Genomic DNA, 14,366 nt, shown 5'->3' with positions numbered 1-14,366 from the left:
CAGCAGCTTTTAGTCGAATTATGCGCAGGCCTTCGTACCGATCGGCTCACGGCCGCGCGGTCATTGCCGTGGCCGCGCTCTATGCGCTGTTCCTGCAGGCCTTCCTCGGCGCCTTGCAGCCGGTCGCGTCGCTGGCGGATCCGGCCAGCGTGATCTGCGCCGAACAGGGCCCGGCCAATGGCCCGTCCGACGACCATTCCGTGCCCTGCCGCCAGCATGATTGCTGTCTGCCGATGGCGGCCTCGCACACTCCGCTCGTGCCCGCACCGTCCGTCGCCATTGCGGTCGCTTGGCCCTCGCGGGAGGCCGTCCGGCTCGCCTGGCAGCCCTCCGACGCGGTCATGCCGCGCGCGCCGCCCGATCCCACCACGAATCCAAGGGGTCCGCCGGCCGCCTGATCGATCAGTCCTCCGATCGCTCCAGGCCCGGACCCCATTTTCCATGTCCCATACCGTCACCGGCGACGCTGCGCTCGCAGCCCTGCCGCGCATCCGCTCCTCGTGGCAGGCGGCGGCCTATCGCGCCGTCTGGCGCTGGCATTTCTATGCCGGGCTGCTCTGCCTGCCCTTCCTGATCGGGCTCTCGGTCACCGGCTCGCTCTACCTGTTCAAGGACGAGATCAACGGCACCGTCTTCGCCTACCGGAACGTCGTGGCGGTGCAGGCGAAGGCGCCGCTCAGTCCCGACCGCCTGATCTTCAACGCCTCCGAGGCGGTGCCGAACGGGCGGCCGCTCTCCTACACGGATCCGGCTGCGCCCGACGCCTCGGCGATCGTCACGATGCAGGAGGGCGGTCGCAAGACCCTCGTCTATCTCAACCCCTATAACGGCGACGTGCTCGACCGGGTCGATCGCGACGGCGAGTTCATGATGGTGCTGAGGCACCTGCACAGCCTCGCCTATTTCGGGCCGAACGCGAACGGTGTGATCGAGGTGGTGGCGGGCTTCACCATCATCCTCGTGGTCACCGGCACCTATCTGTGGTGGCCACGCGGCCAGACCGGAGGCGTCGTCTCAGTGCGCGAAAGCCCGAGCAAGCGGGTCTGGTGGCGGGATTTCCATGCCGTGACCGGCCTCGTCGCCGGCCTCGGCATCCTGTTCCTGGCCACGACCGGCCTGCCCTGGTCGATCTGGTGGGGCCAGCAGTTCCGCGTCTGGTCGAACGAGGCAGGCCTCGGCCAGCCTCGCGCGCTCTGGGCGGGCAAGCCCGTCTCCACCGTGCCGATGGGGCAGGTGCTGGAAACGGCCGGTTGGGCGATGCAGGACGCGCCGGTTCCGAAATCAGCCCCGGTCTCGGCCGGCGGCATCGGCACCGATCGGGCCGCGGCGATCCTGTCCCAGCTCGGCATGCCGCGCGGCTACGAACTCTCCCTGCCCACCGGCCCGACCGGCGTCTTCGCGGCGGCGGCCTATCCGAAGGATGTCGGCCAACAGCGCATGGTCTCCCTCGACCAGTACACGGGCAAGCCGCTGGTCGACGTGCATTTCGGCGATCTCGGCGGCGTCGCGCGGGCCGTGCAATACGGGATCGGCATCCATAAGGGCGAGCATTTCGGCCTCGCCAACCAGCTCGCCATGCTGGCCTTCTGCCTCGCCACGATCCTGCTCGCCGTCACGGCCGGCGTGATGTGGTGGAAGCGCCGCCCCGCCGGCCGCCTCGGCACGCCGCCCTGGCCGCGCGACCAGCGGGTGGTGGCCGGCGTCAGCCTGATCGTGGTCGTGCTCGGCGCGCTGTTCCCGCTGACCGGCCTCGTGATCCTGAGCATGCTCCTGATCGACATGGGCTTTCAGTTCGCCCGAACGCGGATGGCGGGCTGATCAAAGCGCGAACGGGCAAGGCTCCCGTGTCGTCCCGACCTCATTGGACCGGATCTCGGCTGCTCGGCGCCGCCCTGCTGCTGCTTGCGCTCTGGGTCCAGACGCTCGCGCCGGCCCTCGCCCTGCATTGGGATCTCGCCTCGGCCGGCCCGACGCTCGACCTGACGATCTGCGGCCATACGCTGGCTCCCGGCGACGATGTCAGCGGCGTGGCGACCCCGCAGCCGAGCATGCCGGGATGCAGCCATTGCGGGCTGTGCTCGGCGGGTGTCGCGACGCCGACCCTGCCGAGCCTTCCCGTCATTGCGCGCACCCTGCGCTGGCTGGTCGTCTCCTGGCCGATGCCGCCACCCGCTCGCGGCCACGCCATCTCGAAAACCCTGCCGCAAGCCCGCGGGCCGCCCTCCCTCGCCTGATCGCGATCTCACCCTGTCCTCACGCCGTGAAGCTGCCCGGCGTCACCTTCGATCAGACGAGCCGATTTCGATGCCATCCCCCCTCCGCCGCCTCTCGCGAGGCCGCACGCTCGCCCTGCTGCTCGCGGCCAGCCCCTTCGCAATCGCGACGGCGCAGGCGCAGAGCACCAACCTGGAAGAGATCTCCGTCGTCGCCGAGGGCGGCGGGGCCGGCGCGGCAAGCCCGCCGCCGCCCGCCAACCAGGCCGCCGCGCCGACGCCGCTCGACCGTCCGGTCGGCGAGATCGTCACCAGCGTCGGGCGCGAGGGCGTCATCGACAATCGCCCGGCGACCACCGTCGCCGACATCCTGCGCAACAGCCCCGGCGTGACCGTGCGCCAGGGCAACGGCCCGCGTGACGTCGTGGTCTCGATCCGCGGCAACAACGCCCGCGCCACCGGCGTGTCGCGCAACATGGTCGTGCTGGAGGACGGCTTCCCGGTCACCCAGGCGGATGGCGCCTCGCGCTTCGACCTCGTCGACCCGCGCGCCTATTCGCGCATCGACGTCTTCCGGGGGCCGCAATCGGCCTATTTCGGCAACTTCGCCACCGGCGGCGCCCTGAACTTCGTCACGCGCCGCGGCTCCGAGATCAACGGCGTCGAGATCGGCTCCGATGCCGGCAGCAACGGCTATCTCAACAACTACGCGGCCTTCGGCGGCGTCAGCGGACCGTTCGAATACAGCCTCTTCACCAGCGACACCCGCGGCAACGGCTTCATCGAGCACAATTCCTTCAACACGCAGACGATCAATTTCCTCGGCACCTACACGCCGGAGCCCGAGGACCGCTTCACGCTGAAGATCATCAACAACGAGGTCTTCACGCTGCTGCCGGCGCGCTCCTCGCTGAACCAGTTCGCGATCAACCCCTTCCAGCGCGGCTGCCTCACGGCGGCGACGGCCGCACCCGGCTGCACGACCTTCAACCTGCTCCTGAACGGCCGCAACGGCGCCACGGTGCCGGTGACCGCCACCGAAGGCGCCTTCATGCGCGGAGACCGCCGCACCATCATCGGCGGCCGCTGGGAGCACGATTTCGATGCCTTCACGACCTGGCGCACGCAGCTCGTCTTCGACGACCGCAGCATCAACCAGCCGTTCTATACGAGCTCGTCGCGCGGCGACTTTCCGGGGCTGAACTTCCTCACCGACGTGACCCGGCGCGGCGATCTCTTCGGCCTGCCGGCGACCGGCTACGTCGCGCTGGCCTTCAACACGCTGGACAGCCACCAGCTGACCTATAACCGGATGCCCTATTTCGGGCCGCGACTCGGCGCGCTCACGGCCGATCTCGACGCGACCCAGTCCAATTTCGGCGGCCGCGCCCGCCTCGAGCTGCAGCTCTCCGACCAATGGACGGCGGTGGCCGGCATCAGCGCCGAGAACACCACCATCACCGGCCGCAACATCACCTACGCCTACCCGACGGTCGGCGGCATCACCTCCACCCGCGCCACCATCGACCGCAGCTTCCTGAACGTGGCGCCGGAGCTGTCGCTGCTCTACCGGCTCGACGAGGCCTGGCAGTTTCGCGGCCGCGTCGCGGCGGGCTACGCCACGCCCTCGGTCTCGAACCTCGCGGTGACCTCGGCCGGCGTGCCCGGCAACAATTCGGGGCTGCAGACGCAGGAGAATCTCGGCTTCGACCTCGGCACCGACTGGACGCCGCTTCCGGGTGTGAAGTTCAGCCTCACCGGATTCTACGAGTTCTTCCGCAACGAGCTGGTCACGCAGTCACCGGGCGCCGGCCTGCTCAGCTACACCTTCAACGCACCGGCCTCGGAGCATCGCGGCATCGAGCTGGGCGCCGACTGGGCCTTCGCGCCGGGCTGGCGGGCCACCGCCGCCTACACCTTCGACGACCAAGTCTACACGAACTACACCGAGCAGCTCAGCGCCGGCGGCCTGACGCGCCGCTTCGACCGCGCCGGCAACCACATTCCCGGCGTTCCCGCCAACCAGCTCCTCGCCCGGATCGGCTACGACCAGCCGACGGGGCCCCTGGCGGGGCTCGGCGGCTATGTCGAGACGGTGTTCCAAGACGGCTTCTACCTCGACAACGCCAACCTGCTGCGGGCGCCGGGCTACGCCATCGTCAACCTCAACCTGCACTACACGACCGAACTGACCGGCTACGCCAAGCGGTTGAACCTGTTCTTCGAAGTCCGAAACATCTTCGACAGAACCTATATCGCATCGGCCCAGAACCTCGCCGACACGATCAGCGGCGCGACGGGCCTGCAGAACGGCGCGAACGTCCTCGCCAACACGACGGGCTCGGTCTTCGCAGGGGCACCGCGCAACTTCATCGGCGGGATGAAGCTGTCGTTCTGATGCGCAAGCGGGAGCGTCCGCATCTTGGGCTTCCAGCCTGTGACCGGACGCTTCGGTTTCGGTCAGCTTCCGTGACGCGTTGGACGTCAGCGTTTCCGACCCGCCATCCCGAGAGCGGATGGGTAGAGATCCACCCGTCTCGGACGTGCAGGGTGCGTACAAAGCGCCGAACGAGGCTATGGCCCTCAGAACCGGCTGGTGAAGCTCACGCGGTGATGTGGGCTTCGCCCCTGCGCGGTCAGGCCGGCGAGATGGGCCGCGGTGCCGTAGCCGGCATTGCGCTCCCAGGCATAGGCCGGGTGGCGAAGCGCCAGACGCCGCATCAGCGCGTCCCGGCAGGCCTTGGCGACGATCGAGGCGGCGGCGACCTGTGGCACCAGCCGGTCGCCGCCCACCACCGCGCGACAGGGCAGCGTGAGCCCCGGCACCACGTCGCGCCCATCGACCAGAACCGGCGCCTCCACACCGAGCCGCGTCACGGCCCGGCGCATGGCGTCGAGGGTCGCGGCACGCACGTTGATGCGGTCGACGAGCCCGCACGAGGCGGCGGCGAGGGCGACCCGGGCATGAGCGCGGATCAGCGGACTCAACAGCTCGCGCGTCGCCCGATCGAGGCGCTTGCTGTCGTCGAGCCGGGCGAGCAGGTGCGGCGGGAACAGGAGCGGATTGAACCAGACCGCCGCGACCATGACCGGGCCGCACAAGGCGCCGCGACCGACCTCGTCGCAGCCGATCGCGGCGGGATACTGGGCAACCTGTGCGGGATCGAACGGAGGCATCTGGCCAGGAGCAGGAGAAGGCGGGAGACGGCTTCTCGCATCCCGGGGCCGGCGCGTCACCCGAGTTCGACGAGCCTCGCCGAGGGCCGGCCGCGCCGCGCCGCGCGCATCGGCCCCACCCCGTGGGCGGTCTCGATGTTCCCGTAGAACTGACGCGCGCTCTCGGCCCATGTGTGTCGGAGCGCCTCCGCGCGGCAGCGCTCGCGCGGGATGTCCAGGCAAGCGAGCGCCGCCGTGCGCAGGTCGTTGTCGAGCACGCCCGCGCCGGTTCCCGAGAGCACGTCGAGCGGGCCGGTCACCGGGAAGGCGGCCACCGGCAGGCCGCAGGCCAAGGCCTCCAGCAGCACAATGCCGAAGGTGTCGGTGAGGCTCGGGAACACGAAGACGTCCGCGGCCGCGTAGATCCTGGCCAGCTCTTCGCCGGTCCTGGTGCCGAGGAAGCGCGCCTCCGGATGAAGCCCCTGCAGGCGCGCCCGGTCCGGTCCGTCGCCGACCACGACCTTGGTGCCCGGCAGATCGAGCCCAAGGAACGCGGAGATGTTCTTTTCGACCGCGAGCCGCCCGACGAACAGGAAGATCGGGCCGGGTATGCCGGCCAGGGCGTCGCTCTCCTGCGGTCGGAACAGCTCGGTATCGACCCCGCGGGTCCAGGTCATCAGGTTCGAGAAACCGCGGCCGGCGAGCTCGCGCTCGAGCGAGGCCGTGCTCACCATGGTGCCGCTCGCCGCCGCGTGGAAGCGGCGCAGCCAGGCGTAGCTCCATCGTTCCGGCACGGGCGCGCGGGCCGCGAGATATTCGGGGAAGCGCGTGTGATAACTCGTGGTGAAGGGGCGCCCCCTGGCGAGGCAGGCCCGGCGCGCCGCGTGGCCGATCGGCCCCTCGGTGGCGATGTGGACATGGGTCGGAGCATGGCCGTCGAAGGCCCGGATGACCCCGGCCCGCGTCACGAAGGAGAGCCGGATCTCGCCGTAGCCCGGCATCGGCACCGAGCGGAAATCCTGCGGCGTCAGGAAGATCGGCTCGACGCCCTGCGCCTCGCCCGCCCGCACCATCTGCTCCAGGGAGCGCACCACCCCGTTCACCTGGGGATGCCAGGCATCCGTGGCGATCAGCAGCCTCACGCGACCGCCCGTGACGGTGTGTCGACGTAGGGCGGCGGCTGCGTCGCGGCGGCCTCCCGCTCACGCAGCATGCTGGGATAGTGCAGCACTTCCATACGGCCGTCGTAATGCTCGACCACCGCCGTGCAGGATTCCACCCAGTCGCCAGTGTTGATGTAGCGAAAGCCGTCGATGTCGCGGTTGGCGGCATGGTGGATATGGCCGCAGACCACGCCGTCGGCGCCCTGGCGGCGCGCCTCGCTGACCAGGAATTCTTCGAACTTGCCGATGAAGTTGACGGCGTTCTTCACCTTCAGCTTCGCCCAGGCCGAGAGCGACCAGTAGGAGAGACCGAGCCGCCGACGCACCTTGTTGAGCAGGGTGTTGACGGTGAGGGCTGCCGTGTAGGCGCCATCACCGAGATGGGCGAGCCACTTCGAATGGCGCACCACCATGTCGAACTGGTCGCCGTGGATCACGAGATAGCGCTTGCCGTCGGCGCCGACATGGATGTGGCTCTCGGCAAGCTCGACGCCTCCGAAGGTGGTGCCGATATAGTCGCGCAGGAATTCGTCGTGGTTGCCCGGCACGTAGATGACGTGGGCACCCTTGCGCACCTTGCGCAGCAGCTTCTGGACCACGTCGTTATGGGCCTGGGGCCAGTACCAGCCCGAGCGGAGCTGCCAGCCGTCGACGATATCGCCGACGAGGTAGATCGTGTCCGCGTCGACCTCGCGCAGGAATTCGAGCAGCAGCGCCGCCTGGCAGCCCTTGGTCCCGAGATGTGTGTCGGACAGAAAGAGCGTCCGCACGCGGAGCGTCGTTTCCAGATCCTCTGCCACCCGCTCCTCCGGCCTTGTCGAGCATCGGAGCCAAACCGAAATCCCATATCAGTTTGATGACGCCGACCCCGCCTGGGTGCTGCCGGAAAGGAGTTTCCGCGCGTTGGCGGAGGGCTGAGTCCGGCGCGCAACGCCGGAAATTCTTTTTGCCATCCGATTGAGTTTTTTAAGTTTTCCTTTCGTGGGCAAGCCGGGCATCATCCGTCGCAACGAGAGCCGTGGTGGCAGGCCGTGCGAAACGGAGCGGCCGCGCGAGGTTTCGGTCAGGAAATGACGAGGTTCGACGCCCGCGCCGCGCCCTTGTATGGGGACGGCGGCTGAGGCATCGAAGACAACGAGACTGCGGAGGCGACCGGCGTGGGCAGCACGTCGCGACGCGAACGGCATCAGCCGTATCGCCGCTCCGCCGGGCTCGGCGTTTCCGACAGGTCCGACGACGGTCGATGGGCGGGGGCCCTGCGCAAGTGGGGACAATCGGCTGTCTGCCGGCCAGAGCCATGCGCCAGCGGGGCCGCGGGATCGCTTTCCAGGCGGGTAGGCCCCGCCACGACGATGTGACAACAGGATCGGGCTCACGGCCCGGCCGATAGAGACAGAATTTTTGGAGGATACACTCATGGCGGCAACGAGACGGCCTGGTCGCAACCACCTCTTCGTTCCGGGTCCGACGAACATTCCGGACCGCGTGCAGCGCGCGATGCTGGTGCCTTCCGAGGATCACCGCTCCGTCGACTTCCCCGAGCTGACCAAGCCGCTGTTCCAGGACACCAAGAAGGTGTTCGGTTCGACCGACGGCACGATCATCATGTTCCCGGCCTCCGGCACGGGCATCTGGGAGTCGGCTCTCACCAACACCCTGGCGCGCACCAACAAGGTGCTGACCTCGCGCTTCGGCCAGTTCAGCCATCTCTGGATCGACATGGCCAAGCGCATCGGCCTCGACGTCATCGTCCAGGAAGAGGCCTGGGGCACCGGCGCCGATCCGGCGAAGATCGAGCAGGCTCTGCGCGAGGACAAGAACCACGAGATCAAGGCCGTCATGGTCGTCCATAACGAGACCGCCACCGGCGTGACCTCGGATATCGGCGCCGTGCGCAAGGCGATCGACGCTGCCGGCCACCCGGCCCTGCTCTTCGTCGACGGCGTTTCCTCGATCGGCTCGCTGCCCTTCAAGGCCACCGAATGGGGCGTCGACTGCGCCATCGCCGGCTCGCAGAAGGGCCTGATGCTGCCGGCCGGCCTCGGCGTGATCTGCATCAGCCCGAAGGCGCTCAAGGCCTCCGAGGCCCTGCGCGGCAACAACGACCGTCTCGCCCATGTCTACTTCGACTGGGAAGACATGCGGAAGCAGAACCCGATGGGCTACTTCCCCTACACCCCGTCGGTCCCGCTGCTCTACGGCCTGCGCGAGGCGCTCGCCTGCCTCAACGAGGAAGGTCTCGAGAACGTCTACCACCGCCACCACGTGCTCGGTGAGGCGACCCGCCAGGCCGTCGCGGCCTGGGGTCTGAAGACCTGCGCCAAGGAGCCCAAGTGGAACTCCGATACCGTCACCGCGATCGTTGTGCCGGAGGGCGTCGATGCCGCCGCGATCATCAAGCACGCCTTCGTCCGCTACAACCTCGCCCTCGGCGCGGGTCTGTCGGAAGTCGCCGGCAAGGTGTTCCGCATCGGTCACGTGGGTGACCTGAACGAGCTCTCGCTCCTCGGCGCCATCGCCGGTGCCGAGATGGCGATGATCGACAATGGCGTGAAGGTGACGCCGGGCTCGGGCGTCGCTGCCGCCTCGAGCTACCTGCGCGAGAACCCGCTCTCGAAGTCCTGAGTCTCGCCAAGCCTCGAGCCCCCTCTAGGTCTCGAGGCTCGCGCAGTCCGACCATCGGACGAGGCGTCTCGACGCCTCGTCCGAAACCCTGGACAAGAACACGTGACGGCCGACGCCACGGCCCGAAGGCAGGGACAAACCATGACCAAGAAAGTCGTCTTCCTCGACCGCGAATCCCTCGACGCGAAGGTGCGGAGCTTCAGCTTCCCGCACGACTACAAGGAATACGACTCGACCTGGACGCCGGAGGAGATCGTCGAGCGCCTGAAGGGTGCCGAGGTCGCTCTCATCAACAAGGTGCCGATGCGCGCCGACGTGCTCAAGCAGCTTCCAGACCTCAAGCTCATCGCGGTCGCCGCCACCGGCACCGACGTCGTCGACAAGAAGCAGGCGAAAGAGCAGGGCATCACCGTCGTCAACATCCGCGGCTACGCCTTCAACACCGTGCCCGAGCACGTGATCGGGCTGATGTTCTCGCTCCGCCGCGCCATCGTCCCCTACGCCAATTCCGTGCGCCGGGGCGATTGGAACAAGTCGAGCCAGTTCTGCTACTTCGACTACCCGATCCACGACATCGCCGGCTCGACGCTCGGCATCGTCGGCTACGGCGCGCTCGGCAAGTCGATCGGCAAGCGCGCCGAAGCGCTCGGCATGAAGGTCATCGCCTACGATGTCTTCGAGCAGCCGGGCCTCGTCGATTTCGACACCATTCTGCGCGACAGCGACGTCATCACGCTGCACGTCCCGCTGACGCCCGACACCAAGGGCATGATCGGCGCAGCCGAGCTGAAAAAGATGAAGAAGCACGCCCTTCTCATCAACACGGCTCGCGGCGGGCTCATCGACGAGGCCGCCCTGGTCGAGGCACTGAAGAACGGCACCATCGGCGGCGCCGGCTTCGACGTGGTCGCCCAGGAGCCGCCGAAGGACGGCAACATCCTGTGCGAGCAGGACCTGCCGAACCTCATCGTCACGCCGCACGTCGCCTGGGCCTCGAAGGAGGCCATGCAGATCCTGGCCGACCAGCTCGTCGACAATGTCGAGGCCTGGGTCGCCGGCAAGCCGCAGAACGTCGTCGAGGCTTAGAGCCCGACGCATGCTCCGTCATCCCGGGGCGCCGAAGGCGAACCCGGGATCCAGAGCCGCCGAGGCGGCCGGATGGATCGAGACCTGTGTTTCTGGAAGTCCGGGTTCTCGCCTGCAGCGAGCCCCGGAATGACGGGTGAAATAATCGCGGCCTTACGGGCCGCTTCTAGGAAACGCGCCAAGCAACGCGCGACCAGATCGCCAGAGGAATCATGACCAAGAAGCTTCTCTTCCAATTCGACACGGATGCCACCCCGAGCGTGTTCGACGTGGTCGTTGGCTATGACGGCGGTGCCGATCACATCACCGGCTACGGCAACGTCACCCCCGAGAACGTCGGCGCCTATGTCGACGGCACGATCTACACCCGCGGCGGCAAGGAGAAGCAGTCGACGGCGATCTTCGTCGGCGGCGGTGACATGGCCGCCGGCGAGAAGGTGTTCGAGGCGGTCAAGAAGCGCTTCTTCGGCCCGTTCCGCGTCTCGGTGATGCTCGACTCGAACGGCTCGAACACCACCGCCGCAGCCGGCGTCGCGCTCGCCGTGAAGGCGGCAGGCGGTTCCGTGAAGGGCAAGAAGGCCGTCGTTCTGGCCGGCACCGGCCCGGTCGGCATGCGCTCGGCCGCGCTTCTGGCCGGCGAGGGCGCCGAGGTCATCGTCTGCGGGCGCAAGCTCGACAAGGCGCAGGCCGCCGCCGACGCCATCAACAAGCGCTTCAAGGTCAACGTGACGGCCGCCGAGACGCCGGACGACGCCTCGCGCGCCGCGATCATCAAGGGTCAGAACCTGATCTTCACGGCCGGCGCCATCGGGCTCGAGCTCGTCCCGGCTGCCGCCTGGCAGAACGAAGCGTCGGTCGAGATCGTCGCCGACTACAACGCCCAGCCCCCGCTCGGCATCGGCGGCATCGAGGCCACCGACAAGGCCAAGGACTACAACGGCAAGATCGCGCTCGGCGCGCTCGGCATCGGCGGCCTCAAGCTGAAGCTGCACCGCGCCTGCATCGCCAAGCTCTTCGAGTCGAGCGAAGGCGTGTTCGACGCCGAGAACATCTACGCCCTCGCCAAAGAGATGGCCTGAGCCATGGCCCAGAACGAGACCATCGCGAATTTCCTCGACGGGCTGGCGAGCTCCGCCCCGACCCCCGGCGGCGGCGGTGCCGCCGCCATCTCGGGCGCCATGGGCGCGGCCCTGCTGTCGATGGTGTGCAACCTGACCATCGGCAAGAAGAAATACGTCGAGGTCGAGGAGGAGCTGAAGGGCGTCCTCGCCCAATCCGAAAAACTGCGCGCGACGCTCACCGGCATGATCGCCGACGACGTCGAGGCCTTCGACGCGGTGATGGCGGCCTACGGGCTTCCGAAAAACACCGACGAAGAAAAGGCCGCGCGGGCGGAGAAGATCCAGGCGGCGCTCAAGGTCGCCACCGACGTACCGCTCGCCTGCTGCCGGGTCTGCCGCGAGGTGATCGACCTCGCCGTGCCCGTCGCCGACAAGGGCAATCTCAACGTGATTTCGGATGCCGGCGTCGCCGTGCTCTCGGCTTACGCAGGCCTGCGCTCGGCTGCGCTCAACGTCTACGTCAACGCCAAGGGCCTCGACGATCGCGCCTTCGCCGAGGAGCGGCTCAAGGAACTCGAGGGCCTGCTCGGCGAAGCCTCGGCCATCAACGAGCGCGTCTACGAGGTCGTCAAGAACAAGGTCAATTGAGCCGGCTCATGCCGCCGGCTCCGCTTTAAATGAATTCTATAAACAACTGGCAGACAACCAAATTGAATTGCCAGAGAAGAAAAAGTTCAGGCGCAGGCAGCTTCACGTGAACTGACTTTTACGCGAGGATGCTTCGCAAAAGGAAACGCGGAGGAGATCTTCGATGGACGTTCACGAGTATCAAGCCAAGGAGCTGCTCGCGAGCTTCGGCGTGGCCGTGGCCAAAGGCGCCGTCGCCTTCAGCCCCGACCAGGCCGTCTACGCGGCGACCGAGCTCGGCGGCTCGTTCTGGGCCGTGAAGGCGCAGATCCATGCCGGCGCCCGCGGCAAGGCCGGCGGGATCAAGCTGTGCCGGACCTATAACGAGGTCCGCGACGCCGCCAAGAACCTGCTCGGCAAGCGTCTCGTCACCCTGCAGACCGGGCCCGAGGGCAAGCCGGTCCAGCGAGTCTACATCGAGACCGCCGATCCCTTCGATCGCGAGATCTATCTCGGCTACGTCCTCGACCGGAAGGCCGAGCGCGTGCGCGTCATCGCGTCCAAGCATGGCGGCATGGACATCGAGGAGATCGCCGAGAAGGACCCCGAGGCCCTGATCCAGATCGTCGTCGAGCCCGCCGTCGGCCTGCAGCAGTTCCAGGCCCGCGAGATCGCCTTCCAGCTCGGCCTGAACATCAAGCAGGTCTCGGCCGCCGTGAAGACGATCATGAACGCCTACCGGGCGTTCCGCGATTGCGACGGCACCATGCTCGAGATCAACCCGCTCGTCGTCACCAAGGACGACCGCGTGCTGGCGCTCGATGCCAAGATGTCCTTCGACGACAACGCGCTGTTCCGTCGCCGCAACATCGCCGACATGCACGATCCGTCGCAGAGCGACCCGCGCGAGGCGCAGGCCGCCGAGCACAGCCTCAACTACATCGGCCTCGACGGCGAGATCGGCTGCATCGTCAACGGCGCAGGCCTCGCCATGGCCACCATGGACATGATCAAGCACGCCGGCGGTTCGCCTGCGAACTTCCTCGACGTCGGCGGCGGCGCTTCGCCCGAGCGCGTTGCCACGGCCTTCCGCCTCGTCCTGTCGGACGACAACGTGAAGGTGATCCTCGTGAACATCTTCGCCGGCATCAACCGCTGCGACTGGATCGCCGAGGGCGTCGTCCAGGCGGCCAAGGAAGTGAAGCTCAACGTGCCGCTCGTGGTGCGTCTGGCGGGCACGAATGTCGAGGCGGGCAAGAAGATCCTCGAGGATTCGAAGCTCGATCTCATCACCGCCGACAGCCTGGCGGAGGCCGCCCAGAAGGCGGTCGAGGCCAGCAAGCAATAAGCCTGAGACAGGGAGGAGTTACGCCATGAGCATTCTCATCGACGAGAAGACCCCGATCCTCGTCCAGGGCATCACCGGCGACAAGGGTTCGTTCCACGCCAAGGAGATGATCGAATACGGCGCCAACGTCGTCGGCGGCGTCACGCCCGGCAAGGGCGGCAAGACCCATGTCGGCGTGCCGGTGTTCAACACGGTCAAGGATGCCGTGAAGGAGACCGGGGCCACGACCTCGATCACCTTCGTCGCGCCGCCCTTCGCCATGGACGCGATCATGGAGGCGGCCGATGCTGGCCTGAAGCTGGTCTGCTCGATCACCGACGGCATCCCGGCCCAGGACATGATGCGGGTGAAGCGCTACCTGATGCGCTATCCCAAAGATCGCCGCACCATGGTGGTCGGCCCGAACTGCGCCGGCATCATCTCGCCCGGCAAGTCAATGCTCGGCATCATGCCGGGCCACATCTACAAGCAGGGCAATGTCGGCGTGATCTCGCGCTCCGGCACCCTCGGCTACGAAGCCGCCGCGCAGATGAAGGCGCTCGGCATCGGCATCTCGACCTCGGTCGGCATCGGCGGCGATCCGATCAACGGCTCGTCCTTCCTCGACCATCTCGCGCTGTTCGAGCAGGACCCGGATACGCATGCGGTCCTGATCATCGGCGAGATCGGCGGCCCGCAGGAGGCCGAGGCCTCGGCCTGGATCAAGGACAACTTCTCGAAGCCCGTGATCGGCTTCGTGGCCGGCCTGACCGCACCGAAGGGCCGCCGCATGGGCCATGCCGGCGCGATCATCTCCGCCTCGGGCGACAGCGCCGCCGAGAAGGCCGAGATCATGAAGTCCTACGGCCTGACCGTCGCGCCCGATCCGGGTTCGTTCGGGACGACCGTTGCCGAGGTGCTGAACCGCCGCAAGGCGGCCTGACGCCGTTCAACCCTCCCCCCGACAGATGTCGGGCTGCCCGATCTCTGCAGTCATCTGACTGGATCGGGCCGGCCCGATCCAGTCGGGGGGAGGGTGCCTCGCGGATGCGAGGCGGGAGAGGGGCCGGCTCCGCACTCTCCGGATAGGTCGCTCCCCTCTCCCGAC

Annotated in this window: 13 protein-coding genes; 10 read left to right on the top strand and 3 right to left on the bottom strand. The window is 67.7% G+C overall.

The genetic code is table 11. From position 1 onward, the window contains the following. The first annotated feature begins 68 nt into the window (after positions 1-68). From HCU64_RS23575 to HCU64_RS23560, 4 genes are all read left to right on the top strand, one after another. Complete coding sequence (locus tag HCU64_RS23575; protein WP_233386832.1) at positions 69-398, top strand: hypothetical protein; 330 nt, start codon at positions 69-71, stop codon at positions 396-398. Between the two features lie 43 nt (positions 399-441). After that, on the top strand, positions 442-1,818 hold the full coding sequence (locus HCU64_RS23570; RefSeq protein ID WP_233386831.1) for a PepSY-associated TM helix domain-containing protein: 1,377 nt from the start codon (positions 442-444) through the stop codon (positions 1,816-1,818). A 26-nt stretch (positions 1,819-1,844) separates the two neighbouring features. After that, positions 1,845-2,234 carry a DUF2946 family protein gene (locus tag HCU64_RS23565; RefSeq protein WP_233386830.1) on the top strand — a complete coding sequence of 130 codons (390 nt, stop codon included), beginning with the start codon at positions 1,845-1,847 and terminating at the stop codon, positions 2,232-2,234. Between the two features lie 70 nt (positions 2,235-2,304). Next, on the top strand, positions 2,305-4,611 hold the full coding sequence (locus HCU64_RS23560) for a TonB-dependent receptor family protein (protein ID WP_233386829.1): 2,307 nt from the start codon (positions 2,305-2,307) through the stop codon (positions 4,609-4,611). Positions 4,612-4,796: 185 nt separating this feature from the next. Here the strand turns inward: HCU64_RS23560 and HCU64_RS23555 are convergent, their stop codons facing one another. The 3 genes from HCU64_RS23555 to HCU64_RS23545 are packed head-to-tail and all read right to left on the bottom strand — an operon-like array spanning position 4,797 to position 7,332. Then, positions 4,797-5,390, bottom strand: coding sequence for a ribonuclease HII (locus tag HCU64_RS23555; RefSeq protein ID WP_233386827.1), 594 nt, complete (start codon positions 5,388-5,390; stop codon positions 4,797-4,799). 56 nt (positions 5,391-5,446) lie between these two features. Then, a complete protein-coding gene (locus HCU64_RS23550) occupies positions 5,447-6,511 on the bottom strand; it encodes a glycosyltransferase family 4 protein (protein ID WP_233386826.1) in 1,065 nt (354 codons plus the stop codon). After that, positions 6,508-7,332: a UDP-2,3-diacylglucosamine diphosphatase gene (locus HCU64_RS23545; protein ID WP_233386825.1), complete on the bottom strand. Its 825-nt coding sequence runs from the start codon at positions 7,330-7,332 to the stop codon at positions 6,508-6,510. Before HCU64_RS23545 ends, HCU64_RS23550 begins: the two co-directional genes overlap by 4 nt. A gap of 616 nt (positions 7,333-7,948) precedes the next feature. On the opposite strand from HCU64_RS23545, the gene HCU64_RS23540 reads away from it, so the two are divergent. The 6 genes from HCU64_RS23540 (at position 7,949) to sucD (ending at position 14,201) form a co-directional block, all read left to right on the top strand. Continuing rightward, positions 7,949-9,157, top strand: coding sequence for an aminotransferase class V-fold PLP-dependent enzyme (locus HCU64_RS23540; RefSeq protein ID WP_233386824.1), 1,209 nt, complete (start codon positions 7,949-7,951; stop codon positions 9,155-9,157). Positions 9,158-9,298: 141 nt separating this feature from the next. Then, complete coding sequence (locus tag HCU64_RS23535) at positions 9,299-10,243, top strand: D-2-hydroxyacid dehydrogenase (protein WP_233386823.1); 945 nt, start codon at positions 9,299-9,301, stop codon at positions 10,241-10,243. Between the two features lie 212 nt (positions 10,244-10,455). Further along, complete coding sequence (locus HCU64_RS23530; RefSeq protein ID WP_233386822.1) at positions 10,456-11,322, top strand: NADP-dependent methylenetetrahydromethanopterin/methylenetetrahydrofolate dehydrogenase; 867 nt, start codon at positions 10,456-10,458, stop codon at positions 11,320-11,322. Between the two features lie 3 nt (positions 11,323-11,325). Then, positions 11,326-11,952, top strand: a complete 627-nt coding sequence (gene fchA, locus HCU64_RS23525; RefSeq protein WP_183505947.1) for a methenyltetrahydrofolate cyclohydrolase — start codon at positions 11,326-11,328, stop codon at positions 11,950-11,952. 163 nt (positions 11,953-12,115) lie between these two features. Next, positions 12,116-13,279, top strand: coding sequence for a malate--CoA ligase subunit beta (locus HCU64_RS23520; protein ID WP_233386820.1), 1,164 nt, complete (start codon positions 12,116-12,118; stop codon positions 13,277-13,279). 25 nt (positions 13,280-13,304) lie between these two features. Further along, a complete protein-coding gene (gene sucD, locus HCU64_RS23515; RefSeq protein WP_233386819.1) occupies positions 13,305-14,201 on the top strand; it encodes a succinate--CoA ligase subunit alpha in 897 nt (298 codons plus the stop codon). Positions 14,202-14,366 lie beyond the last annotated feature (165 nt).

It is taken from the genome of Methylobacterium sp. C25, from assembly GCF_021352225.1.
GTDB lineage: Bacteria > Pseudomonadota > Alphaproteobacteria > Rhizobiales > Beijerinckiaceae > Methylobacterium.
Note: the sequence above shows the minus strand (reverse complement) of the source record. Positions and strands in the feature narration are given on the sequence as shown.